Raw genomic sequence first — 26,767 nt, forward strand, 5'->3', positions numbered from 1 at the left:
CGTCTCCAATATGGGTCAAACTTCAGTGTTTCGGGATAAAAATCATGAAATTATCATGTTCATTCGCCAATTTCCACACAGTATCAAGATATGAATAAACTTCGGGAGCGCATACGAGTGCTCATGAAATCCCCTGACTACCGCCCGCTGAACAAATCTGAATTTGCCCGCACTCTCAAGCTCAAGCCAAACGAACGCTCCGAGCTCCGGGCGGAATTACTCCGGCTTGAAAACAAAGGCCTCATCGTGCGCGGAAAAAAAGGACGATTCACCCTTCGCTCAGAATCCGGCGCCCAAGGCGATAAACCCGGCAAACAACCCCAGCGCGATGTCAAAGGCGGGAAAAAAGGTGGTCGCAAAAAATCCGGAAACGGTGCCCTACTGATCGGAAATCTCCGATTCCAAAGTTCCGGCAACGCCTGGTTCTATCCGGACGCCAACGATGCTACCAACGAAGCTGCGGGAATGGATTTACAGAAATTCAGCCGCATCTTTGTCTCGTCCAATAAAACATCCACCGCGATGAATGGCGACAAAGTGATGGTGCGTGTCGACCGGATCGGACCGCCAGAGTGGGCGAACCGTCGCCGTGGCCGTGCTCAGAAAGCCGCAGGCATGAAACCGCCCGAGGACGAAGCTGCTGGCTACGTCGAAAAAATTGTCGAGCGTGGCATGGCTCGCATCATCGGCACTTATTTCCATCATGGAAAATTCAGCCACGTGCAGCCTGACGATGCCCAGATCCCTGATGTGAATATTGAGCCTGTGAAGAAAGGCGACAAAGACTCACCGCAACCAAAACCCGGTCAAAAGGTAGCCGTGGCACTCACTGTCTGGGACAATGCCAATAGCGCACCGAGAGGTCGCATCACTGAGGTGTTAGGCTGGCCTGACACACCTGGTGTCGACATGCTATCCATTGTCCACAAACACGGACTACGTTCCGAATTTCCAGATTCCGTGCTCAAGGAAGCCAAAGCCTTCGGTTCCGAAGTCACGGAGAAAGACACCGCCGGACGTGACGACTGGCGCGACATCACCGTGATCACGATCGACCCACATGATGCCAAAGACTTTGATGACGCCATCAGCGTTCAAAAAATGGACAACGGCGACTGGCAGCTAGGTGTGCACATCGCCGATGTCTCACATTACGTGAAGCCCGGCACCGCACTCGACAAGGAAGCCGCCGCCCGAGGCAACTCGACTTACATGGCCGATCGCGTCCTGCCGATGATTCCACGCGAGCTGTCTAACCACCTCTGCTCACTCATGCCGGAAGTCGACCGTCTCACTCAGTGTTGTTTAATGCGCATCACTCAGGACGGCAAAATCAAATCCGCCAAATTTACCCGAGCAGTGATCCACTCCGCGCGACGTTTCACATACGAAGAGGCTCAGGACATTCTGATGGCTCCCGAAGATGAAGTCGCCAAACGCTTCCCTGAAGAAAAAGAAGCGATCACCTCGATGCTCCATGAGTCGTGGAGACTGGCCTCGATGCTGAGAAAGCGTCGTTTTGAAAACGGTGCTCTCGATCTCGACATGCCGGAGGTTAAGGTCTTGTTAGACGAAAAGGGCCAACCCACTGGTATTGAAAAGAGCGATTACAATGAGAGCCACCAGCTCATCGAAGAATTCATGCTCATCGCCAACGAGTCTGCAGCCAAGCTGCTGAAAAACAAACGTCAACCGACAGTTTACCGTATCCACGAAGACCCGGATCCGGACCGACTCAATGAATACGCAGAGCTGGCTAAACTTCATGGTTACAAACCCGGCGACCTGACGAACAAAAAGCACATTCAAGCACTGTTAGACAAAGCCAAGGGCACCATTGAAGAACCCGCCATCAAGATCGGACTGCTGAAATCACTCAAGCGCGCTGCCTATTTCCAAGATCCGTTAGGTCACTACGGCCTGTCGAAGGAGAACTACTGTCACTTCACATCACCAATCCGTCGCTACGCGGACTTGATCGTACACCGGGCCCTGCAAAAACACCTCGGGAATCCGCCAGCCAAAGCCGACCGCACCCCCGGGCCAGGTGAGATGGCACAGATCGCCCTGCACATTTCCGAAACCGAGCGCACCAGCGCGGAGGCGGAAAACGAATCACGCCGTCTGAAAATGCTGCAGTATCTTCACATGTGCACGTTGGAAAAAGATCCACCAACCTTCAACGTCGTGATCACCGAGGTGCGTCACTTCGGTCTCTTCGTCGAAGCTGTTGACATCCAAACCAAAGGCCTCGTCAAAGTTGAAGACTTACCGCCGCTCAAAGGCGGCAAAGAATGGAAATTTGAAGCGAACCTGATGCGCTTCACCGGTCCCTACGAGCAAATGTTCACCGTCGGACAGCAACACCTCTGCCACGTCGCACACGTCGATATGGAACAACAACGAGTAGACTTCAAGCTGGCGGACGCGCAACAAGAGTAAGCGCTTAACAAAGCCATACCCCTTAAAATAGTCACTCTCCGGTCCTTGCGGAACGGAGAGTGCACACACACAAATGTCAGTGATGGGATAAAACGATGTCAAATCCACTGACGTATGACAACATGTCAGAAACAGGTAGCTTCGTATTGTATGTTCCTGCTAAATCGAAGAAACCTACATTAACACGCTTTAATTCATCATCCCTTGGCGAAAAGCGCCCGGTGTGAGCCCACAGATCTTTTTGAATACTCTGGTCAGATGGGGCTGGTCGGAGAAACCACAGGTTACAGCGATTTCCGATAGGTTGGCATGCTTGCGGCAGAGTAAAGCGCGGGCTTTGGCCACCCTGACTCTGGAAAGGTAGCGGTAAGGACTGAGACCAGTCGCTGCCTTATAACAACGGCTGAAATGGAAATTACTCATGTTGGCCAGACCGGCGAGTTCATCGACGCTGATGTCAGATTCAAGGTTGTCTTCAATGTATTCGTGAATACGCGCACAAGTATTGGAGTTGAGCGCCACTACCTTTCCTAGCCCTCGCTTTCGAGCATCCATCACGTGTTGCACTTGATAGGCGACAAAAAGCTCTGCCAAATCGAGGATGAACGTGTCGCTCGCAGCGCGACTGATATTCTGCCTCTCGCGCATCAGTCGCAAGAAATCTCTGGCCAATCGACAAATGCTGGAAGTTCTGTCGCCTAGCACCGGAGTCAATTCTGATAAAAAGCAGTGCACACTTCCGACATCATAGTGATCCAGCACTTCCATGATAAGAGAATCGGGAATCAACACATGCAGTGCGGATTCGTGCATCCGACTGAACTGCCAGTGAGTCTTGGTAAAAGGTGGTATATAGACCAAACCATCATCGTGCATGGTGGAGGAGAGATTCACCTCCGTATTGCCTGCCTGGGTAAGGAAATAGCTAGGACCGCGTGACTCCTGCACAATCAACCAGTGACGGGAATGAACCGGCATCGCAAAGTCGGCATCTGAGACTTTGTGATAGCACTCAACATAGCTGCTCACACCGGGTGCCTCAATCCTACGGCAGCCGTCCCGGACATGGGGCGGCGTGCTAAGATCACGGTGCGTGGCATTCGTGACAGCTTGTAGGGGAGTATTCAATGTGCGTGTTAGATACATTCATACTAACTCAGAAGTGTGACCATCCACAAGACAAACCTGTTTTTACTGACAGTGCCCAAGTATGGGAGGGAGGGCGCATTAACAGCCAGACACCCGACTGGCTGACAATGCGAATTCATCAGGAAATGAGCTAATTTCCCAATGAATCAGCACTCACCACTGGGCAAATTCCACCTCCCGACAAATTAAGTTGCCATCCAGAACTTGGCCTATATGCTAAATATCCAGCATTTAATATCCTTCATGAAACTTTTGCACCTCCTTCTCCCCCTCTCCTTCTTGCTTCTGGCCGGTTGCCATCATTCATCGTCTGATCGATCACTCACCATCGAGAATCAGGCCAAAGGCAGACAACATATTCGGATCACCGACGTGGAAGCCAACGTTGTAATCACTGGCCGCATGGCTGAGACCACAATGCTGCTCAAGTTCGAGAACAGCTCAGACCGTGTGTTGGAGGCTATGCTCGATCTTCCACTGCCAGAAGGAGCAAGCATCTCCCGATACGCGCTCGAAGTGAACGGTAAACTGCGTGAAGGCGTCATCGTGGACAAACAGCTGGGACGAGTCGCATTTGAAAACACGATTCGACAAGGCATCGACCCAGGCCTTCTGGAAAAGACCCAAGGAAACCGATTTCGCACCCGCATCTACCCAGTGCCAGCCAAAGGCAGCAAAAGGGTGTTGGTCAGCTATATCGAGCCATTGAAAAGCTACAACGGCAGCACTAATCAAATGCGCTACAACCTTCCGCTGTCACTTTCCAAAAAACTGAATAATTTCAAACTTCGCATGACCAGCCAGCAGCAAGGTTCTGTCATCACTCCAATTGGTAAAGTGTCCGGTGTTGTAAAACCTTCGAAGGAACTGAGTATCGATCGTAGAAACACCCGTGTTAGGGATTTGAGTTTTCTAATCAGCACAAACGCTGAAGACGCCGATGTGATCATCCAGCGTGGGAACGATGGGAGCAGGTATTTCCATCTCACCCATCAGCTTCCTACGACCAGCCTTCATCCGCGCTCTAAACCCGAACGAATCCTGCTGGTATGGGACGCTTCTCACTCCATGGGTTCGCGAGATCTTAAACGCGAACTCGCACTTCTGGATCAGTATTTCGAGTATAACTCTAACACCCAAGTTGATCTTAGAATCCTCCGCGATCAATTACTCAACGGTGGCCGTTTCTCCGTGACTGAAGGCAACTGGCAATCTCTTCACACCACACTCAAAAACCTTCATGCAGACGGAGCAACTCGCATGGACCGGTTGAAAATTCCATCCAGCACATACGGTGCCGTTTTCTACTTTGGCGATGGCCTATCAACCATCGGTGATGCTCCGTCGAGGTGGGGAAACAGCCCTGTTTTCACCGTCAATTCATCGGCTAGTGCTGACCATATTCTACTCTCGCAAATGGCCAAAACCACAGGTGGTGCGAACCTTAACCTTAGCCACCTAACAGACCAACAGGCGGCACGGCGGCTGACTCACGAGAATCTGTCCTTGATCAAAGTGAGCGGTGCTGGCGTTGCAGAAACCATCACCGACTCTGGTGATGCCCACGCCACGGTTAGCGGCAGGATGACCCAGTCGAAGGCGACATTAAAACTTCACTACGGCGTCAACCGGAAGGTCCTAACTGTCAAAACAGTCCGCTTGGACACAGCTTCCCACAGCAGCCGAGGAAACATAGCTGCTAAGCTCTGGGCGCAAGGTCGGGTGAATGAACTCGCATCAGCCAAGCGGAAGAACCGAGCCAAGATCGTTAAACTCGCACAGACACACCACTTGGTTACTGAGTTCACATCGCTGATCGTGTTGGATCGCATCGAGGATTATGTGCGGTATCGGATCGTTCCCCCTGAGGCGTCGATGCGGAAACAATACTACGAAAGTCTCAAAGACACGGAAGCTTATGACGGTAGCGAGCCTGCTGATATGCAATCCATCTACGAGGAATGGAAGGATCAGGTCAAATGGCACCAGGAAAAATTCCCGCGTCCTGCCCGCAAACGACCATCGTCCGTCGGCGATGGGACAACGGATAATTTGCCTCCTGCACCAGCCCCTGTCATGTCCATGCCGATGGGTGGAGGTAGAGTTTCTAACGTAGCCACCGCCGGTTTACGCTCCGGAGATTTCGCCATCACCCGGAACAGCATCGATGCCATTCTGAACAATCCATCGCGAACTCCCAAGTCCTCGATTTCGATCAAAGGCTGGCAACCGGACACGCCTTATCTCAAAGCTCTGCAAAAGGCGGTCATCTCAAAAAAACCGCTCTTACCTGTCTACTATCAGTGGAAAGAGAAACACGGCCGCAGTGCCGGATTTTATCTCGACGTGGCCGATTTCTTCATCGCCCAAAAACGCCCTACAATTGCCAAGCGGATTCTCAGCAACCTCGCTGAACTCAGTCCCGAAAGTCCGGAAATGCTGCGCATCCTAGCGCACCGATACAGCCAACTGGCAGAGTATGAACTCGCTGAAATGTTATTCAAAGAAGTGGCGGAAATTCGCGAGGAAGAACCACAAAGTCGACGCGATCTCGCCCTCTTGTTAGTCAAAAGGAAACGCTACCAAGAAGCCGCCGATTTACTCTGGCAAGTAGTCAGTCGGAAATGGAACGGTCGCTTTGACGGAGTCCAGATGATCGCGCTGAACGAGTGGAATCAGCTGGTCAGCGAACACAGATCGAAAGTCAGAGTCAGAGCGTCCCAACAGCGTTTTCGCCATCTCATGGACTGCGATATTCGCGTTATCATTTCTTGGGACACAGACAACTCAGACATGGACCTCTGGGTGACCGATCCCAAGGGCGAGAAATGCTATTACTCGAATACCCTCACCAGACTCGGTGGTCGGATCTCAGATGACATGACCGATGGCCGCGGCCCTGAAGAGTTCCTGATCCGCCGTGCACCGAGTGGGAAATACAAAATCCAAGCCAACTACTACGGCTCACGTCAACAAACATTGATCGGACCGACTACTCTTCACGCCACCGTGATCACCAACTGGGGGCGATCTAACCAGAAAGAAAAACACCTCACCTTCCGCCTCGGCCAAAAAAGCGAGGTTGTGGAAATTGGTGAGGTGGATTTTGAACGCTAGGTTCTCTTTCGCTTAGTGTCTGAAGTGACGGTGGCCGGTGAAGACCATGGCGATGCCTGCTGCGTCGGCAGCGTCGATGACCTCTTGGTCACGGATCGAGCCTCCAGGCTGGATACAGGCCGTGGCACCGGCTTCGATAGCGGCGTTGAGGCCGTCTGCGAAGGGTAACATGGCGTCTGATGCCATGATGCTGCCTTTCAGAGAGAGGCCAGCTTCGTTAGCTTTCCAGACCGCGATGCGGGAGGAATCCACACGGCTCATCTGGCCGGCACCGATACCGAGTGTGCGGTCGGCTCCAGAGTAGACGATGGCGTTGGACTTGACGTGTTTGACCACGCGCCAGCCGAAACGCATCGCGCGGATTTCTTCCTCGGACGGTGGGCGTTTGGTGACGACTTTCTCTTCGATGTTGTCGAGGCCGAGCGTGGTGTGATCGCGGCCCATGACCATCAGGCCACCAGGAGCGGAGCGAATCACAGGATCTTTTCTAACACTCTCCCAAGCTTCCGTGTTAAGCTTGATCAGACGAAGGTTTTTCTTCTTCTGCAAGATCGCACGTGCTTCGGGCTCGAAGTCAGGAGCGATGATGACATCGGTGAAGATGGAGGAAATAATACGAGCCAGCCCTTCAGTGAGTGGACGGTTGACCACGATTACGCCGCCGAATGGTGCTTGTGTATCAGTCTCGTAAGCGAGCTGCCATGCCTTGCGGAGGTCATCATCGTGCTGCCCCATTCCACAGGGGTTGGTGTGCTTGAGAATACCTACGGTAGGACGCACGAAGTCAGTGATCAGATCTGATGCCGCCTCGATATCGAGAATGTTCGTGTAGCTGAGTTCCTTGCCTTGGAGCTGGGAAAAGACATCACTGAAGTTGCCGTAGAGAGTGGTCGGCTGATGCGGATTGTCACCGTAGCGAAGTTCGCGGTCGAGAGGCAGACTGATAGTCAGATGGGAGCGAGTACCCTCACCGGCCTGGGACAGGTAGTTGGTGATGGCGGTATCGTAGGTGGAAGTGCGGAGGAAAACTTTCACCGCCAGTTCTTCGCGCAGTTTGAAGGAAGTGTCTCCGTCGTGCTCTTTCATTTCAGAGAGAACGCGATCGTAATCGGAGGGATCGGTGACGACGGTGACGCTCTTGTAGTTTTTCGCAGCACTGCGGAGCATGGAAGGTCCGCCGATGTCGATATTTTCAATTGCCTCTTCAAGAGTGACGCCCTCTTTGGCGATGGTTTCCACGAAGGGGTAGAGATTTACCACTACGAGATCGATGGGTGGAATGTCGTTATCCTTAGCTTGCTTGAGATGATCTTTGTCATCGCGCTTGTGGAGCAGACCGCCGTGCACCTTGGGGTGGAGAGTTTTGACCCGACCCTCAAACAGCTCAGGAGCGCCAGTGTACTCAGAAACGTCAATCACTGGAAGACCAGCTTCGCGGAGAGTCTTGGAGGTGCCGCCGGTGGAGAGCAATTCGACGCCGTGGTCGTGCAGCCCTTGGGCGAAATCAACGAGACCCGATTTATCGGATACGGAAAGGAGAGCGCGTGTAATAGCCATAATGTAAATTACCCGTGAGAAGGTGCCCCCCGCTTAACGGTTCAGGCTACTCGGAGCAAGCGGAATGTGATGCATCCGCATCCGGATTTTCCTCGTCCTCCTTCAGCCATTTCCACATCAGACCGTCGACAGGCCCGAGTAACCAAGCCAGAATCAACAGAACGCCACCGCAGACCACCACCGCCGATGCCATGTCTGTATTGAACCAGACGTGAATATAGAGACCTCCCACCGCTGAGAGCAGGGCGTGAAGCGCGGCCAGAACGAGCATAACCTTCAGCCGATGCGTGCAGAGGTAGGCCGAGGCACCGGGTAGAATCAGCAGGGCTATGACGAGGATCGCGCCCACGGCCTGGAAAGCGGCGACCACAATGAAGGAAACCGCAAACATGGTGCAGTAGTGAATCACGGCCGGCTTGTATCCATACGACGCGGCCAAACCTGGATCGAAGGAACTGAGTAGCAGCACACGGTAAAATAAGACCATCAGAAAGACAGTCATCAGTGACACTCCGGCCATCACTAGCACAGGCTGGGGAACCATCGCGCCGAACAATTGCACATGCTCCTCTTCCAGCAATAAGCCCAGCCTTCCGTGCAGCACACAATCGAGGTCGAGGTCGACGTTTTTTCCCAGCATCGTCTCCATCAACACCACGCCTAGCGCGAACAGAGCTGTGAACGAGATGCCGGTGGCGGCGTCTTGCTTGACTCGTGTTTTCCGATGAATCAGCTCGATGAATACAGTCGATGCCAAACCGGCCAAACCCGCACCCACGATCAACCATGGAGAGGCCAGATCACCGGTGAAGACAAAGGCGATGACCACACCGGGAAACACGCTGTGACTGATCGCATCCCCTGTCAAAGCCATGCGACGCAGGATCAGAAACGATCCCATCTGCGAGCATGGCAGAGCCACAAGGAAAGCCATCAGCATCAGCCAAAAGGCGCCGAAGCCGAGGTTTTCCCATGGAATGGTTAGGTAGTTCATCGTTGATCAGGAGTCGGGAATCAGGAGCCGGGAATCCGGAATCTGAGGTTGAGGGATCGGTTTGCCGTGAGGGTCGAGTTCGGGGAAATCGAGATCTTTTTCCAGCTGCTTGACGGTGTTGGCCCCGAGAATGTGTTCGATTTTTTCAGCATCCTCATGCACGTGGTCCTCGGCGTAGTTGGCTTCGTTGGTGAGATAAAGTTCCCACAGTCGATGATTACGCACCATCTCCATGGCTCGCTTCCAGCCGGATGGGGTCAGATGCACTGAGTGGCCATCATCAGCCAGCTCAACAAATCCGTGTTTCAACAGGGCGGCACACTCTTTGCGGGCATGATCCTCGGTGTTTCTACGTTTTGCGGCGAGCTCGATCAGACTGACATCCTCGTGAAAGAATCCCCCGGCCTCTTGGATTTGATAGATCGCTTTCAGAGTGTTCTCGCGGCGCACTCGACGGCGACGTTTCGCTGTGCGGAAAATTTTGGCCAGGACTCCGTGACGGGGAGCGACGAAATAGACCACCGCAAAAACCAACGTAGCCGCCAGAGTAATCACCGGCCCCGTGGGCATACCGTTGACATTGGCTGAGATCACCCCACCGGTGATGCCAGAGACGACACCGAAAGCCATCGATAGCACGAGCATCTTACCAAATTTATCGGTCAGAAGATAAGCTGCTGCAGCTGGTGTGATCAGCATTGCCGAAACCAGCACCACACCAACCGCCTGTAACGCGACCACCACCGAGAAGGTTAATAGAAAATAGAAGACACCGTTCAAAAACCGCACCGGATAGCCAAGGCCTCGAGAGAACCCCTCATCAAAGCTCATCACTAACAAGGGGCGCTTTAAGACATAAACAACCGAGCAAAGCAGCACGGTGGCCAGCATCATCATCTTCAGATCCGCAGCATTGATGGCTCCAATATTTCCAAATAGAAAATTCATTACCCCGGCTGTACTCTCTTGGTTTCGAGATTGCCACATGATGCCGAAGGCGAAGAACGATGCCAATACAATGCCGAGAGCCGTGTCAGATTTCAGCCTGGTGGTAGACATCAGAGCCCTGACCAGACCTGCGCCTAACAGACCGGCTACAGCCGCACAGAGAAAAATGAATAAGGGACTGCGCTCGGGGCTATAGATCAGACCAGCTACAACGCCAGGAAGCACCGCATGCGAGATGGCATCCCCCATCAAGGCCACCCGTCGCAACACCACAAAGCTACCTAACAGACCAGCCCCTGCGCCCAAGAGAATCGCCGCCAAGATCGCCTTCCCTGCGCCGGTGGCAGGAATCAGAACATCAAAAATGGAGGCTTCTATGATCATCGGTCTATCACCTACAGCTTGGCCGCACGGTCTGCCATTTCACTGAGAATTGTTAGGCGACCTCCGTAGGTTTTCTGCAGTAATTCCGGGGTGAATACCTCGTCCATGTCGCCGAAAGCAACCAGCCGCATATTCAGCAGCAGCAGCTTGTCAAAATACTCCCTCGCCGATTGCAGATCGTGATGCACGACCAGCACCGTCTTCCCCCGCTCGCGCATCTCCTTGAGCAGATCGATGATCGCAGTCTCGGTGGCGGCATCCACTCCGGCGAAGGGTTCATCCATAAGGTAAAGGTCACTGTCCTGAGCCAAGGCCCGGGCAAGGAATACCCGCTGTTGCTGACCACCACTGAGATTACCGATCTGACGATTGGCGTAAGGCAGCATGGCGACTTTTTCCAAAGCCTCATGAGCGCGACGTTTTTCATCTTTGCCAGGGCGGCGGAACAGCCCAAGTCGACCATAAGTCCCCATCAGAGCGACATCCATCACGGTTACCGGAAAGTCCCAATCGACACTCTCGCGCTGTGGCACATAACCCACACGGTAGAGGTTCTCCTTCAGCGGTCCTCCGAAAACTTTCACCCAGCCACCGGAGGATGGCACCACACCCATGATGGATTTGATCAAGGTGGATTTGCCCGCCCCGTTGGGCCCGACAATCCCAACCAAACTGCCTTCCGGCACGGCAACATCAATGCCATAGAGCACCGGACGCTTGTGGTAGGTTACCGTGAGGTCGTGGGTTTCAAGTGCTATGGACATGGGATAATGGGTGAAAGTGGTGAGTTGCTAGAACTTAACGGTAAATCCGGTGAATGTATTGAGGTCCTCTGCAGCATCATTGAGCCCCAGAACAACTCCGGCGTCCCACTGGAATAGATCCGTGAATGCCCAGGTGACTCCGCCGCTGGCGTATGCCTCGTAGGGATGATCACCAGCGATGCCTAGATATTCAATATACAAACCTAACTGGTCAGTCACGTCAAACCCAAGCACGGCTGTGTGCAGAAAGTCGATATCGTAGTCTCGGTCGCTGTCATCCCAGACGTAAGCAACTTCCGCCTGCATACCGAATCCGATACCCTCACAGATCTCGGTGGCCCATGGCAGGATGACTCCCCCTTCCCAGTGATCATTACTAACAGCAGTGCCGCTGGGGATTTTCACATAGGGAAAAATGGCGAAGGCTGTCTTGCCCTCATCATTGCCCCAGAGGTTCCATTTCAGGCGAAGCGTCACATCACCAAAGCCCTCGGCTTCTTCGCGCATCGCACCCGACCGCATCACCTCACGCACATAAGGTGCGATCACGAGTTGCAGATCCATGGAGTCGTTCAGTCCGTATTTCAGATTGGTCTCGCCCCAGGTCCAGGAATCAAAACGCTCGCCGCCGCTACGGTCACGGCTGTATCCCAGAATGCTGGACTCGATCTGAAAATGCCCCGCGTCAACAGTGCGTGGACTTTCGGTAGCATCGGGACGGTCAGCCTCAAGTTCGCGCAGTGCGTTCGAGGGAGCTAGGGTCGGAGAGATCTCACCGGCGCAGGCAAGACCTGCGCTGGCAACCAGCAGTGTGTGTGTGAATAATGTGTTTTTCATTTTTAGTTATAAATGTTCAGCATGCGATTACTTCAAGCCGTCTACGATGGTGTTGACGTTGTGTTTGATCATGCCGACAAAGGTGCCCTTATCGTATGTCTCGCCATGCAATTCCACCGTATCTCCCGGATCGCCCATGGCGTCGGAGAAGAGTTCGTGCTCACTGACTGCGACACCCGCTTCCGCAGCCACGGCTTTGATGCCCTTGGCGTTGACGCTGGACTCAGGGAAGATGGTTTTAAGTCTGCGCTCCTTGATGAAGTAGACCAATTCCGCGCGATCCTTGAGGCCGGCTTCCGAGTTGGTGGAAACGCCCTGTAGTCCGCGAACTTCAAATCCGTAGGCCTTGCCAAAATAGAAAAACGCATCGTGACTGGTTACCAGCACCCGTTGTGACGCGGGCACTTCCTCCATGCGTTTCTTCGCCCAGGCGTGGAGTTCCATCAGACTGTCTTTATAGAGGCCGGCTCGCATTTCATACTCGTCCGCACCTTCTGGATCGGCCTTTGAGAGCGCCTCTACCACGACATCGAGGCAGTGGGTCCAGAGTTCCGGATTCCCCCATACATGAGGGTCATGATAACCCACGAAATCTTCTTGCGGCTTCAGCAACTTCTCCTTGGGAATCCCGTCGGTCACCGCGAAGGTATCCTTTTTTTCCGCCGCACGCTTTTCCAAGGTCTCCTGCATTTTACCTTCGAGATGGAGGCCGCTGTAGAACACCAAGTCGGCTTTCAGCAATGCCGCCGAGGCCGATGAAGTCACCTGAAAGCTGTGTGGGTCCACCTTCGGCCCCATGATGCCCTGTACAGCAATCCGTTCGCCGCCGACAGCACGCACCATGTCGGTGACCATGGTCGAGGTGGTCACGACTTTCAGGAGCGCACTGTCCGGAGAGCCGTCGTTAACCTTGCCCTGTTCTTGTTTTAGGAGAAACGCCAGCCCGCCCACAAGAGCGCCCAGCACCAATACGATGACGATAATCTTCTTAGCCATGGCCGAGAATTAACCCGACCCGGCACCAGCGTCAATCAAAAGTTTAGCCTAGGCTAATTTTTATTGCCTTGGTGTATTTATTCCGATTTCTTGACTAATTCGATCGCTTTGGCGGCGAATCGTTTGCCCAGTGTTTTGTATCCTTCCGCCGAGTAGTGCAGGTCGTTTTTGATTTTCTTTCCACCGCGGTTGACTCCGTCGTTAAGATCATCGGTATCCACCCAAGCACCACGCGGGCTGTCATCGGCGAGCTTCTCCAACACCTTACGCATCTTGTTCCAGTCCTTGTAGGCTTTGTTAGAATTTCCAAAATCGCTCAGCCGACCTATGACAAAGTTGATGTCCTTGTGGCCGAGATCGGTTTCCAATTGTTGAAGAAGTGAGAGAAAACCAGCCTCGTAGAGGGAGCCCCACTGCATGCGAGCGTCCCGTTCACCCTGCATCCAGAGGAAGGTGACGGTTTTGATCTTCTGCCCCTTGATCGCAGGCTTCACTTTGCCCATCAGGCGATCATACAAATCACCGGACTGCTTGGGTTTCTCTCCTTGCGGAGTCTTCCAGTCCTTCGCCCAGCGATAGAGAGGTTGTCCACCTTGTGCGTCTTGGACGATGATGACGTTCTCTTTGCCAAACTCTTTTTCAATCGCAGGGGTGAATGCCTCCTGGGGTTTGTGCCCCTGCATGTTAGATTGACCTGATAGAATAAAGAGGTGTTTACCCGAATCCTCTGCAGCGAGATTAGAGAGCGAGCAAAAGAGGCCTAACAGAGTGATAAATATGTTTTTCATAAGATGGTTGGTTATGAGATTGGTTTTGTGTTCGAGAAATCCAAGTGTGGGGCAATGAGGGTAAAATTGTTTTGGTAAGCTGTGAGTTCCGCCGTCTTGGGAGAAAAAACACGACAACACTACGGCACTTAGAAAAGTCACTTCACCATCTACATCCAGATCTTACAAACGGATTTTCCATGTCGTCGGATTTACCTCAGACATTAGACAGTTTCAAAAATAAGTCATGTTTTCAGACAAGCCACTGAATTCGCGCCGCTAGGGCGGCAACGAGCCAACACACAATACAACCATGAACATTAGAATACTCCTCACACTCGCATGCGCCGCTAGCCCCGTAACAGCAATAGCCCAAGAGCCCGCTGCCAAACAATCGATGAAAATGATGGCCCTGCCGATCGAGAAGGTAGACGCCGGAACACATTGGTTTATCAAAGCACAGGTGGACGGGGAAACAGTGGATCTCCTCGTGGATTCCGGGTCCTCGTACACGGCTATCTATTCGAAAGCATTGGCCGACAAACTGGGTAAGAAACTGGAATCATCCAATGGGGTTTCAGGTGTAGCGGGGAAAGTAAAATCATGGAAAACCACCTTCGACAAAGTTCGTGTGGGCGGCGGCCTCAATTTGAAAAAGACCCCTTCCCAAGTGCTCGACCTTTCTCACCTCGAAGGATTCAAAGTCAACGGTCAACCTCGCGTCGTATCCGGTCTGATCGGAGCACCTTTGCTGTCTGCAGCTCGTGCCGTTTTTGATCCGGAAAACAATCGCATCCTGGTCCCTACATCAGAAACAAAACCCGGTGAATATCTGAAGCTGGCGAAAGCCCGCAAGGACATCGTAGTCCCTCTCGCCAAAGGTGGTGATTCACTCCCGTTCATCAAGGTCGACATCAAGGGGGAAACTCTCGGTTTTGTCTTCGATACCGCCGCTGGAGATAGCACGATGCAGCCAGAACTCGTTGAGCACTTCAAATTGAAAACTCAGGCACTAGGTGGAGGCGTCCGAGGTGCCGGAACAGGTGGCAGCACCGAACTCAGCTGGACCATGGTCGAAAAGCCCTTGATCGGGAAAAAGCTCCAAGTCTCCAAACATGCCTTCGTCATCGTTGATTCACACGCGAAGTCAGTGGTGCCCGATGGCATGAAACTCGGTGGGGTGCTATCAGTTAGAAGACTCAAAAGTTTCAAAGGCCTCATCGATTTCGACTCCTACTCTTATATCATTCCGCGAGCTGGAGTGAAGAAGCAGTGATCGCCTACAGGCTCAATCCCAGAGCTTTCTTGACACCCGTTTATGGTATTATTAGTATCTAGAAAATACTACCTATACTCGTGCCATGATCTTAAAACTCCTCCCCCCAATAACCCTCGCCATTTCCATGGCATCCGCTCAAGGCGGCACCACTATTTACGCGATCGATTTCGACTCTGTTACAACCGGCTCAGTCAATGCATCCACCCTTAGTGCCGCAGGCACCGGAACCACCACCGCTGCTTGGTATCTCAATCCAGGTCGGGGAGCTGCTTACACCATAGAAAACGATAATAGTGGCAATGGAGATAAAGCCCTTCTCGCTGACGACACTAATGGCGGTAACGCTAACAAACAACAATTCACAGGTATCAATTTTGACAATACATTTGATCTGACTTCGCTCGATGCCTCAGGGAGCCTGAACGTAAGTATCACTACTGCCACTCGCCGCAACGGAAATAATAAAAACCTACAATTTCAACTTGCTAACTCGACTGGCTCCATCGGTTTTCTTCTTGCATGGTCGAATAACGGAACTGTCGCCGTCAATGGCACCACATTTTCCCCAGCTAGCGCCGCTACCAATTTCGAAAACGTCAACCCTTGGAACTCGACGTCCGACCAAGTCTTCGACCTTAATGTCAGCATCGCAAACGACAGTTCGTTCACGGGAAATTTCGGAGGTGTTGCATTCACCGGAAATCTCGCCAACAGCGTTACTGATATCGACAGAATTCAACTTTATTCTGGTGGCTCGGCCGGAGGGAACAAAGGGGCATATCTCAGTAATATTACCGTCACAGCCATCCCTGAACCATCCTCGAGCGCACTACTCGCTCTCACCGGTCTGGGCTTCATTCATAGACGCCGCAGATAATCTGGAACTCTTGCCCCAATGAGCAATAGGGTGCCACGCTCGGCTCATTGAATATCAAGCATGGCTGGCGACATTTGCCGTCAAGTTCGTTGATGTCATTCATCATCAACCCAAGCAGTGAAACGTCTGCTTGCCAACCATTAGTCGTGGATGGCTTCATAACGCAGCACCACGTATAGGATTATCTAACTGACAATCGAGGCGTCATGTTGAAATCAACTCAGCCGAGATGATGGATACTTTCATTTCCAGCTTCTGATATAAGCTTTGCTGGGGACCCGACCAAACTAGCTCTTTGAAGTTTAGCTTCGATCCAATCTTTGACTATTAAAACAACGAATCCACTCGTTGACCTTGTACATAAAACGCTGCATATTTCTGCCGGAACAAAGATGACCTCTTTTCAAAAATAGGCATCCTTCCAGTTTACCGAAAATGAAATCCATTCACTATCTCATCACCGCTGCTACCTCATTCTTAGCGTTCATGTCACCTATCCAATCCGGTGCAGAAACACTCATATGGAATGTTAAAAAGGAATATGGCATCACCGCAGAAGGAATCCAGAAAGCGGTGCAGGCAGCGAAAGTGCATTTTCGGAAAACGCCTAACGATGTGATCGTTTTGGAATTCGATGAGGGCAGCTATAACCTCAATGGTAAGGACACAGAGCCTGGGACAATCGATCTCGGAGGTGTCAAACCCGGACCGAAAGGACGCCTGATTTTCAAAGGCGCGGGCATGGATAAAACCGTGCTGGTGTTCAGTGACAACATCCATGCGATCACTGGAAAAAATGTCTATCGTGTAACGATGTCAGACATGCACATGACGCGTAAGAACTACACCGTCAGCCAGGGCGATGTCGTCGAAACATCCAAGGGAAAAGTCGTGTTAGACATTCATGAAGGGTTCCCCACCCCGATGGACATCTTCAATGCCAAGAGTGACCAAGGCCGATACATCCGCCGCTACACCAACAGCAAGACCGATCCCCAGCTTGTCGTAAAAAACAATGCACAACTCGCATGGAAAACAGCCACTCACCTTGGAGGTCAGCGCTGGCAGCTCAACTTGGTGAAAAAGAACGTCGTTCCCACTTATTCAAAAGGTGATCTGCTTGGAATTAAATCCAAACACGGCGGTCAGACCTACAAATTCATGGGCGGCTCCGACTTCATCTTCAAATCCATCAAATGGACCCAGAAGACTCGTGGTGTGTTTCGCAAAGGCTTCGATAAGATTCAAATTCTCGACTGCGTGACCGAACGTTCCGCTCCTATCAACGGACAGACCCCCTGCCTTGCCGCCCCTGGTGGTGGCCCTCAGATTGGCCAGCCTTGGGATCCACCAACGAAGGGCAACATTGTTAGAAACTGCATCTTTACCGCCTCAGGTGATGATGCAGTCGCCTTCTTCCATTCTACCGGAGAAATCTCCGGATGTCAGATTCGTGATGCTTTTGCTCGCGGCATCCTGGCATCTAACAGCCCTGAAGCTGTGATTAAGGACAACAAGTTACTTCGTTGCCCCATTCAACGAAGCAAAGACCACATCATGCCCGACGACTTGTCGGAGTTGATCGAATAGGGCTTCGCTACGCAAGCTGCGCATTTACATTTCCGCGAGGGCCTAAGCATCGATGGCTCGATAGGAAGCAAGAAGAGCATCCAGGCCTTCCTTGCCTTTACCGCTCGCCTTGTGCTCCATGCCAATCACGCCTTGGTAACCTTTTTTACGGAGCCATTTGGTGACAGCCGTATAGTCGAGCTTTCCGGTGCCTGGCTCCTTGCGACCAGGACTATCGCCATACTGCACGTATGCCACCTGATCCCATACCTTTTCGGCATTTTCGATCAACTTGTCGCCATAGCCGAGTTCTCCTTCGTGGAAGAAATCGGCAAGTAGTTTGCAGGACTTGCGATTCACTGTTTTACAGAGCAAGTGACCGTCGGCGAAGGTCTTGATCAGTGGATCCTTGTTAGACATCGGATGTGAAATGGGCTCTTGGCAGAAAATAATACCATGTTCCTCAACGAGGTCACAACAGCGTTTGACGGTGTCCGCCGCTCTGACGATCTGTTCATTGCGCGGCATCTCGTTTCTACCACCTGGGACGTAAGTCATGTGGATCTGCCCTGTAGCCTTGCTGAGTTCAATTCCGAGTTTCATGTCGGCTTCGATTTGCGCCATTTCTTCTTTGCTTGGATTCGAGAAATCAAGGCCCCGGCCATCGGTGATGATCGACACGCCCATGGTGAATTTTTTGTCCTTACAAAACTCGCCAACCTTGTCCCAAATTTTCCGGTCTTGCCGTGACAAACGGTTGTCTTCCCATGCTCTGAAACCATGGTCGTAGGCAAACTGCATCTGATCCATGTAATCTTTCGGCGCCGTTGGCAGCATGCGTGGATGAGGAGCGAAGAGCGATTTATAGGGAGCTTCCGCATCGGCGGCACTGGCCATGCGAGCAGGGATAGCAAGTGCCCCGGCTAAGCTGATTTTAGTGAAGTTTCTACGGTTCATGATATGTTTATGGTTAGTTGTAGCTTAAAGGAGAAGCTCTAGCGAACGCGATTAAAATCAATCACGCGAATGGCCCGAGGAGGAAGTGTGATGGTGATCGATTCTCCAGCCGTCACCTCTTTAGACAAACCTTCGGCATCCCCTTTGAGCGGAGATGCCACGCTGAATTTTGTTTTTGCTGCGACACTTGTTTTAGTAAGCCCATTTTCGCGATTCAGAGTAAATGTGAATTCCTTGGTTTCTTCACCAGGGTTATGCAGTGAAAGGTAGCCTTGGTCATCAGTCCAGCCGGTGAAACCATACACTTCCTTTTTCCTTGGATATCCACCGATCATGCGGGCGCGCTGGAATGTTGGGAACGCTTTGTGAACCCATTTGAGTCCTTCCGCGAGCACATCCCAGTCGGACTCACTCAGCTCCTTGGTGATCAGATACAACTCCACGAAGCCAGTGCCACGCGAGAGGTTCATATACAGATAACGGCGGAATTCATCCGCACTCTCACCAGTGCTGGTCTTCTTCGGTTCATGATTGAACAGCGAGTGGATGGGGAACTGGGTGTTATCATGCTTCTCGGCGAAGAGCCTGTAATAAATGCCATCACGATAAACCAGCTCGTCCGTGCGGCCTGAGCCGCGGGCTGCATCGCCAGCGTTGATCATCCACACGGCATCCACCGACTGCAGCCACCAAGGACTGAGGTAGGCACCGTTGGAAATGGTGATGTAAACGTCTGGGTTCGCTTCCGCCATCTTCGCGAAAATCGCCATCAAGCGCTCAGTGCCGAGGCTCAAGTAGAGTTCTTTGGCTTCGTCGTATTTGTTAGCATTGAGTTCTTCTTCGCCTCCTTTAAATCCTTCAATGTCGAAATTGCGGGCTCTGAGGTGGCCGAAAAGACCGTCAAGTTTGAAGTAGGAAACAGGGCTTCCCGCAAGTTCAGTCATGCGTTTTTCCAAGCTGCTCATGTATTGCTCACCGATCAATGACATCCATGGATCGAGGGTTTTCCAACCTGCTTTTTTCATGGCAGGGATGGCGGGCTGACCTCCAAAGTTACAACCTGGGCTGACCCATAAGCCGAGTTTTGACTTCGCCTTGGCGATTGCTTCACGGCTTGATTTGAAGTCTTCTTCGAACTTGTTGTTTTTCGGCCAGACACCGGTTTTCGACCAGTCGGCCTTAGAGTTTTGCCAGCCATCATCGATGACATAAGCGGAGAGCGGAGGAACTCCACGTTTCACAACAAGCTCATCGTTGACCTTATTGACGCTGCTAACAAAGCCTTTTGAATCGACCTTCTTGTGAAAGTCGAACCAGGAATTGTATTGAGTCTGAAGGCGGAGAGGACGAATGCGGACGGTGTCGATGTATTCAAAGAACGCATCTTTAAGGAAACGGGTATCATCGGCGACTCCCATTACGGCCGGATAGCTGGACCAGGTGTCACCTTTTTTCAGAGCGGTCTTGGTCTTGTATCCGCAATAGAGCTTTCCATCTTTAGCATGATTGCGAGCAGCTGGGAATTCCGTGCCAAACCACATGCCAGATTCCTTGGTGTAGACTGGCTGGCCAAGTGGCGGCGTCCATTTTGCCGGTCCAAAGGCGAGAATATCGGTAGGGCGATAAGCCGTGTAGGCGTCGGCAATTCCGAGGTTTTCGATCTGAACCCCATTGAGGACAAGCTCTGACTGTGCAGTCACCTCGAGCTTTTTCCACAGCACCGGCTGATCACCTTTCACACCATAGCGGACCACGACATTCAGCGGAATATCTTTGCCCGAAAGCACCAGTTCCTTTCCGCTCACTCCCTCCGCGGACCAATCCTTTGGTGTGCCTGCCTTAAAGTCAGCGCTGGTGACGGTTCTGGATTTTCCAGCGATCGAGTACGTCAGAGAAAACTCACCACTGTCCGCGTTTGGAATGGTCTTGTCCATTTCCGCATTCTTCAGAGAAACGGTTTTCAATTGTCCGCCGTCATCTGAAATCGTGCGGCTGATGAGTTTGTTTCCGATGGTGAACTCGGCGGCTTCCGCTTGCGGTAGAAGAGAAACCGAGCTGGCGATCAGCACGAGACATGGGATGTGATAGAATGCGGATTTGAACATGGAATTATAAAAATAGGAATGATGGGCGAGCGCGATATCCCCTACTGATATGGGGCATGGACTCCTGAGGAGATTGTAGTGCGGAAAAAAGGCAGCGACCGGAAATCGCTGCCTTTGATTGAAATAATAAGTTGGGTGTCGCCAGTTAACTAGCGGCGACGGCGCAGGATGAGAGCCAGTCCGCCGAGGCCTAGCAGAGCCGTGCTGGACGGCTCGGGAACGGCGTTGAACTGAAATTCCGTGAAGCCTGCACGGTCTCCGCCACCGCCACCATTACCTTCGAAGTTATCGGTGATAGTAACGCGCACGTATCGTGCATCGGTGACGAGAGTGCCCAGTGAGTAATCTTCCTGGGTCCCAGCGTTTTGAGTTGAGGTGAAACTGAAAACGGAAGAGTCATCAATATCTCCGAAGGTGTTATTCGTGGAGAAAACGACGTTGAAGTCTTTGATCGAACTCTCATTTACGGTTGCTTTGTTCCATAAAGCTACCGCGTCTAGGGTGAATGTAGTGCCCAAGTCTAGATCAAAAACGATGGAGGGCGCATTTGCAAAGTAATCCGAGCCCCCACCAGCACCCGGCTGATTGGTGTTTACTTGACCGTTATTATTCAGCTCAGTGTTTCCATCGCTGGCATTCGTAATGCCAGTAGCAGCAGAGGCAAATCCAGTAGTGCTAACAAGCGTTACATTGCCATCTGCGTGGACGAGTGCGGCGTGGGCACTTCCGGTTAGGAAGAGAGCGCCTGCCATCAGTGACAGGGCTGGGAGTGTAGTTTTGTTTTTCATACTAGTTTGTGGGTTGGTTTGTTTAATTAGTCGTCTGGATTTGTTATCATGGATCGATAGGTGATTCTTGTCATGTCGGTAAAACTACCGACTCGTGTGGCTGACCATCGGTAGCTAGGGCAGATCTACTTCCAGGTCTTGAGATATTCCACGAGATCAGCGACGTCCTGAGCCTTTAGTCCCAATTGATCGGCCGAGAGCATCAGGGAATGTTTCATCGGCTTGACCGATTTGACACGGCTACGGGGAATCGTTTGGGTGAGTCCGCCAGTGGACTTGATGATGACCGGATTGCCTTCACTGATGATCAGGCCTTGGACTTTCTTGCCGTCTTTGAGAAGGACGGTGTATCCGCCAAAGCCATGCGCAATGTCAGCGGAGGGATCGATGATGCTGCGGGCGATGACGTCCTTGGTCTGGGTCTGCCCCCAGCCTTGGAGGAACGGTCCGTAGTCGGGACCGTTACCCTCGACCTGATGACACATGATACAACGCATCAAGGTATCCTTACCTCTCTTGGCATCACCAGTTAGAGCGAGCACATCTTTTGACGTGAATGAAGGTTTGTCCTTGGGGGCTGGAGCAAGCACTTCATTGACGACAATTTTAGCAGGGTCGTAGATACCGCGTTTTTTCAGTTCCGGCATGAGATCGAATTCTTTCCACGTTCCGGTGCCGAGGCGGAACAACCAGTAACGAGCTTCCTCTTTAACTGGCGAAGTATCGACTGCCAGCTCTAACATAGCATTGGCTGATGTCTGGTCGTCGATGAAGGCCAGGGACTCAACGGCAAACACTTTCTGCTTATGGCTGAGTTTCTTACTCATCGCGCGGGCCTTGAGATCACCCACGGCAGCTGACGGCCAGAGACGCCATGTGATGCGGGCGAAGCTGTCTGACCAGTCCTCTGGGTTTTCAGAGCCGAGTTCTTTTTTCATGGCGAGCCAGATTTCGTTCTCGTGGTTCTCTGCACCGAGGCCAATGGATTCGATGTAGTTCTTATCGTTGCCATCGTAGCTTTTCTCTTCGTAGCTCTTGGCCACCGCAGTGAGGATTTCGGTCGACTTGGCAGCAGGAAGTCCACGCATGGAAAGCGCCACGTCACGTCGGACAGCGCGGGATTGATCGGCGGCCTGTTTCTTAACATAAGGAAGGAAATCCTTATCGGCGCGCTGAAGTGCACGGTAGGCTGTCAGGCGGATTTCAGGGTTCTTGTCATCGAGCATAGCTACACATTTCTGCAGACCTTCGTCGCCAAGATGTGGCAGGAGCCAGATGGCGCGGGCTGCGACCCACTTGTTAGGGTGACTGAGTAGTTTCTCAACGGCGCTGAGCGATTTGGCACCGCCAGCTGCGAGGCCTTTGAAGCCGGAGTAACGAACGTTGATCGCGGGGCTGGAAAGCGCGGTAATTTGTCCCTCGGTGGTGTTGAAGTCCATCGCGGGGATGTTTGGTTTGAATCCTTTGGGCGCGATGCGATAGATGGCTCCTGAGCAGGAGTCATCGAGGTCGGCATGACCGCCGACACGACCATCAAACCAGTCTGAAATATAGATGGCGCCGTCAGGGCCTACCGCCACGTCGGACGGGCGGAATTGTGTCGGGGACTCCTTGCCTTTCCAATTCTCATGACGCTCTTCTTTTTGATCGCGGATGATGAAGTCAGAACCAGCGAACTGACCTTCCGGGTTGGTGGTGCAGAAGTCTTGGCGGTCGAGTTTAAACGTAGCGCCGTTAGGCTCTGGCTGGTAGCCGAAGATGACGTTTTTACCCGCTTCAGCTGAGAGCAATAAGCCGTCCCATTTTTCTCCAAGAGCACCATTTTCGTAAAAAACAATACCTGTGGGCGAGCCTCCGCCGTAGATGTCACCGACATCGAATGTGCCTGGATCATCTTGACGCCAGTGAGCGCGGCCGTGATCTTGCCCTGGGCGCTTTTCTTGTTTCCAGGAGCGAGTTCCATAGCGGTTGAAGTATCCTGCGGTGCTGTATGGAAGCACGTAGGAAACGCGACAGGCTGGCGGGTCATCGTTGTCGTTTTGGAACAGGTCACCGAGTGAAGTGGTGGCGTGCTCGTAGGAGTTGCGATAGCCGTGACCGATGATCTCGGCATTGGTGCCGTCCGGATTCATCCTAACAGAGAAGCCGGATGTCCAGATGAAACCGTCGTCACTTTTCTGACCCGCGACGCTGCGGTTGTCGACATACCATTCGCCACGGCCACCTTTGTAAGTGCCCCCCATGCGGAAGGTCTTGCCGGATTTATCGGTGAAGATGGCGCCGCAGTTGCCGTTGTTGAAATACCATTTCCCGTCAGGTCCGGCGGTCATGGAGTGTAGCGAGTGGTCGTGGTTCCCTGCATTGAATCCGGTAAGCAGGATTTCACGTTTGTCGACTTTGGGGTCGAACTTTAGGTCGCGGTTCATATCGGTGTAAACCAGCATGTGTGGTGGCTGGGCAACCACCACGACGTTATCGAAAACAGCCACGCCGAGTGGGGCGACGAGTTCTTTCTCTTGAACAAATGTGTGAGACTTATCGGCAACACCATCGCCATCAGTATCCTCAATGACCACTATACGGTCACCACCGGGGCGACGACCTTCGTGGCGGCGATAGTTGACGCCCTCGGCAGCCCAGATGCGGCCCTTGGAATCGATATCAATGTTGGTGGGGTTATAAAGCAATGGGGATGTAGCCCAGCGGGTGACTTCGAGCCCCTCGGGAACTTTGAAGTATTCGAGGTCCACATTACGTACGGCTTCTTTGGGTTTCCATGCGAGCTTGTCTTGGTCTGATTTCGCTGCATTAGGCTCGGCATCTACGGCACTGATCGAAATGATAGATAACGCTAGAAAAATAGGAGTCAATTGCTGCCGGTGTAAGGTAATGGAGAGATAAGTTAGTCTGGATTTCATAGATTGAGTTAATTGAGTGAAAAGTGGTTGAGGCGATCATGTTCGTGCACATTCATAAGCATCGATGATGTTGAACCGATGCGATGGATACACAGTTGTTCCCTCCGATCAGGTTTAGGGTAATCAAAACTGATTTCATTATTTGTTAGTGTCTAAATGGGTTAACGTAGCAGTGAGGCTTCGTGATAATATTCGCCGGAGTGGTTGAAACCGTAATTACATCTTTTCCAAAAACAGCGAGTCCATCGATTGAACCCGCACATTTGTCGCATCTGTGATAGGTTCACCATTGTTCGGAGATTGTGCGCCCTTGATAAAGCGATAGCCTCCAGTGTAGTTCGGGAACAATTTGGTTAGATCGAAGGTGTAGGTATCAAAGGACGGATTGACGAGGATCACTCCGTTTTCGAACTCTCTGGCCATGGCCTGCGATGCAGCGAGCAATTGAAGAGATTTGAATTCGACTCCGCCTTGGTTTTCAAATGTTAGATGCAGAGTGATTGTGTCTCCTTTTCCAGCACCAAGATCGCGGAAATAGAACCGCTGATTGATGAATCCTAGCGGACCGAATGTTCCGCCTAGATTATTAAAAAACGAATTATTCCTGATGGGGTTCGGATAATCTGGTAGCCCGTCAACCTTCGCTGTTAGGTAACGAGGAACGTCGAAATTTTTCACCTCTGGAACAAGCGAGCTTTCGGATTTCACATCACAGCTAACGACAATGTCTCCGGACGGACGAGGGATATCCTTGATGGTAAGCACAATCGGATCTGTGCTCTTCTTTCCATTTCCGTTGAGACGCAGAACACCTTTGTCATCCACAGTATAGCTTCCATCCTTAACCTCGACTTTGGAAAGGAACTCCTTTGTGAACGCTGCACCATCAAACAAATCTGGCGCGGAGTCTTCCACGCGAATCATCGGCCCAAGGGCCTTGCCCAGCCACTTGGGTTCATTCCGAACCCCTGCGGTTAATTCGTCGATAGGGGTGAATCGTTTCTTATCCTCGACCATGTAACGAGTGGCAAAAATATCGGCGCAAACAGACGCTCCGATGGCAAACCGGGAATATTGCGTCGCCTTAGGCAGATCGGCCTTTTCCTTATATTTGACCGCTGAAAAATTGAACGGATACTTTTTTTCCCCAAATTTCTTCCAATAAGAAAAGTGATTGAGCGGCGTTGAAAAACTGCGAAAGGCATCGTGGTGGAAAGGGAAGCCCTCTGACTCCATTCCGTTGAGAACGCCCACGGCCCGTTGATGTTTGATACCACTGGAATCGGATACCAGAACGAACTCAGGGCCTACTTTTTCACGCAGACTTGTTAGCCAGTCGATCATGCCATCACGCCAGACATGCTTGCCATCAACGATGCCTTCACCGTCTGCGATGCCATCGTTGTTCACATCCATATTTTTCATACGCGCCACCCAATACATGACGTCGAATGCAATGCCGCTGAAACCTTTCAGGTCGCCCTTTTCTGGATCGACCTTCGCGAGAATTTCTTCCACAAAATGATCCGATGCCACCTTTCCATTGTCATCCTTCGGACAGGTCGTCGAGTGGTTGTAAAACCAGAGTCGGTTGTTTCCCCAGACGCTGCCAACAATCGGAGCGATATAGATTCCCGCATCGCCGTAGTCCAAGGCCTTGGATGCATAATTGCCACGTTTGACCGTGATCTGGCCACCTTTTTTATCCACCGAAACAATGCTTGCATACTCGCACTTCGTCCAGTCGAGGCTTCCGTCCCTTTTGCGAGCAACGATGACCAGATCTTGTGGTGTGCTGGTATCCGTCTTCCGATCATAGAACCCTCTCTCGGAGAAAACCTTGATATCAGAGACGGTAAATTCCGTTGTTTCGGCAGGCACAGGTTTCTTGATGAACACACCTCGATGTAGCGCCCAATGCCCTGGGAAATATCTCTTCAGCACCTGCGGCTTGTCATGAGCCACACGAGCTTCTGCATTCAAATGCCAAATGAAGCTCACATCAGGATGCTCCTTCATATAGCGTTGCGCCCAATCGACACTCTGAGGTTTGATATCGATCTCCTCATTCCAAAACTTGCGGATGACTGCGGAGTGACCTTCGATGTCCTTGCTCCACGTTTCGTAACTGCGGTGGATCGGCCCGATCATCTCACCTCGAAAGGCGATCATCTGGGGAAATTCGCCGGAGAAGAGGACTTTCTTTTCTAACGATTCAGCCCCTTGGGTGCATGGGGATAAAAAGAGAAGACTTGTTAGCAGGAAACGGGTTGGTGAGAATCTCATGGGATACAAAGGAGTGTTGAATTTAGTTGGAAG

At 52.0% G+C, this 26,767-nt stretch carries 18 protein-coding genes; 5 read left to right on the forward strand and 13 right to left on the reverse strand.

All coding sequences use genetic code 11. The features are described 5' to 3' along the window. The first annotated feature begins 90 nt into the window (after positions 1-90). Positions 91-2,442 carry a ribonuclease R gene (gene rnr, locus ACSPJT_RS06535; RefSeq protein ID WP_435895564.1) on the forward strand — a complete coding sequence of 784 codons (2,352 nt, stop codon included), beginning with the start codon at positions 91-93 and terminating at the stop codon, positions 2,440-2,442. Positions 2,443-2,631: 189 nt separating this feature from the next. Here the strand turns inward: rnr and ACSPJT_RS06540 are convergent, their stop codons facing one another. Further along, positions 2,632-3,570, reverse strand: a complete 939-nt coding sequence (locus ACSPJT_RS06540; RefSeq protein ID WP_435895565.1) for a helix-turn-helix domain-containing protein — start codon at positions 3,568-3,570, stop codon at positions 2,632-2,634. A 264-nt stretch (positions 3,571-3,834) separates the two neighbouring features. On the opposite strand from ACSPJT_RS06540, the gene ACSPJT_RS06545 reads away from it, so the two are divergent. After that, on the forward strand, positions 3,835-6,708 hold the full coding sequence (locus ACSPJT_RS06545) for a VIT domain-containing protein (protein ID WP_435895566.1): 2,874 nt from the start codon (positions 3,835-3,837) through the stop codon (positions 6,706-6,708). 12 nt (positions 6,709-6,720) lie between these two features. On the opposite strand, the gene purH is transcribed toward ACSPJT_RS06545, so the two are convergent. The 7 genes from purH to ACSPJT_RS06580 all read right to left on the reverse strand — a co-directional run bounded on the left by purH (position 6,721) and on the right by ACSPJT_RS06580 (position 13,976). Beyond that, the gene (gene purH / locus ACSPJT_RS06550; protein ID WP_435895567.1) at positions 6,721-8,265 is read right to left on the reverse strand and encodes a bifunctional phosphoribosylaminoimidazolecarboxamide formyltransferase/IMP cyclohydrolase; all 1,545 of its coding nucleotides are present in this window, start codon (positions 8,263-8,265) and stop codon (positions 6,721-6,723) included. Positions 8,266-8,311: 46 nt separating this feature from the next. Then, complete coding sequence (locus tag ACSPJT_RS06555; RefSeq protein WP_435895568.1) at positions 8,312-9,259, reverse strand: metal ABC transporter permease; 948 nt, start codon at positions 9,257-9,259, stop codon at positions 8,312-8,314. Between the two features lie 6 nt (positions 9,260-9,265). After that, positions 9,266-10,591 (reverse strand): metal ABC transporter permease, encoded by a 1,326-nt coding sequence (locus tag ACSPJT_RS06560; protein WP_435895569.1) that lies wholly within the window; start codon positions 10,589-10,591, stop codon positions 9,266-9,268. 11 nt (positions 10,592-10,602) lie between these two features. Continuing rightward, positions 10,603-11,355 (reverse strand): metal ABC transporter ATP-binding protein, encoded by a 753-nt coding sequence (locus ACSPJT_RS06565; protein ID WP_435895570.1) that lies wholly within the window; start codon positions 11,353-11,355, stop codon positions 10,603-10,605. Positions 11,356-11,382: 27 nt separating this feature from the next. After that, positions 11,383-12,192: a transporter gene (locus ACSPJT_RS06570; protein WP_435895571.1), complete on the reverse strand. Its 810-nt coding sequence runs from the start codon at positions 12,190-12,192 to the stop codon at positions 11,383-11,385. A 27-nt stretch (positions 12,193-12,219) separates the two neighbouring features. Further along, entirely contained in the window at positions 12,220-13,188 is a 969-nt protein-coding gene (locus ACSPJT_RS06575; protein WP_435895572.1) for a metal ABC transporter solute-binding protein, Zn/Mn family, read from the reverse strand. 77 nt (positions 13,189-13,265) lie between these two features. Beyond that, positions 13,266-13,976, reverse strand: coding sequence for a sialate O-acetylesterase (locus ACSPJT_RS06580; RefSeq protein WP_435895573.1), 711 nt, complete (start codon positions 13,974-13,976; stop codon positions 13,266-13,268). Between the two features lie 292 nt (positions 13,977-14,268). Between ACSPJT_RS06580 and ACSPJT_RS06585 the strand changes: the two genes are divergently transcribed. The 3 genes from ACSPJT_RS06585 (at position 14,269) to ACSPJT_RS06595 (ending at position 17,701) form a co-directional block, all read left to right on the forward strand. Further along, positions 14,269-15,231 carry a retropepsin-like aspartic protease gene (locus ACSPJT_RS06585; protein ID WP_435895574.1) on the forward strand — a complete coding sequence of 321 codons (963 nt, stop codon included), beginning with the start codon at positions 14,269-14,271 and terminating at the stop codon, positions 15,229-15,231. 85 nt (positions 15,232-15,316) lie between these two features. Further along, positions 15,317-16,111, forward strand: a complete 795-nt coding sequence (locus ACSPJT_RS06590; protein ID WP_435895575.1) for a PEP-CTERM sorting domain-containing protein — start codon at positions 15,317-15,319, stop codon at positions 16,109-16,111. A gap of 435 nt (positions 16,112-16,546) precedes the next feature. Beyond that, positions 16,547-17,701, forward strand: a complete 1,155-nt coding sequence (locus ACSPJT_RS06595; RefSeq protein WP_435895576.1) for a right-handed parallel beta-helix repeat-containing protein — start codon at positions 16,547-16,549, stop codon at positions 17,699-17,701. Between the two features lie 42 nt (positions 17,702-17,743). Here the strand turns inward: ACSPJT_RS06595 and ACSPJT_RS06600 are convergent, their stop codons facing one another. From ACSPJT_RS06600 to ACSPJT_RS06620, 5 genes are all read right to left on the reverse strand, one after another. Next, positions 17,744-18,637 carry a TIM barrel protein gene (locus tag ACSPJT_RS06600; RefSeq protein WP_435895577.1) on the reverse strand — a complete coding sequence of 298 codons (894 nt, stop codon included), beginning with the start codon at positions 18,635-18,637 and terminating at the stop codon, positions 17,744-17,746. Positions 18,638-18,675: 38 nt separating this feature from the next. Beyond that, a complete protein-coding gene (locus ACSPJT_RS06605; protein WP_435895578.1) occupies positions 18,676-20,742 on the reverse strand; it encodes a hypothetical protein in 2,067 nt (688 codons plus the stop codon). A 149-nt stretch (positions 20,743-20,891) separates the two neighbouring features. Further along, positions 20,892-21,530, reverse strand: a complete 639-nt coding sequence (locus ACSPJT_RS06610; protein ID WP_435895579.1) for a PEP-CTERM sorting domain-containing protein — start codon at positions 21,528-21,530, stop codon at positions 20,892-20,894. A 125-nt stretch (positions 21,531-21,655) separates the two neighbouring features. After that, positions 21,656-24,448 (reverse strand): PVC-type heme-binding CxxCH protein, encoded by a 2,793-nt coding sequence (locus ACSPJT_RS06615; protein ID WP_435895580.1) that lies wholly within the window; start codon positions 24,446-24,448, stop codon positions 21,656-21,658. A 216-nt stretch (positions 24,449-24,664) separates the two neighbouring features. After that, the gene (locus ACSPJT_RS06620; protein ID WP_435895581.1) at positions 24,665-26,734 is read right to left on the reverse strand and encodes a hypothetical protein; all 2,070 of its coding nucleotides are present in this window, start codon (positions 26,732-26,734) and stop codon (positions 24,665-24,667) included. Positions 26,735-26,767: the final 33 nt, after the last annotated feature.

The organism is Oceaniferula spumae (assembly GCF_042849255.1).
GTDB classification, from domain to species: Bacteria; Verrucomicrobiota; Verrucomicrobiia; order Verrucomicrobiales; family Akkermansiaceae; genus Oceaniferula; species Oceaniferula spumae.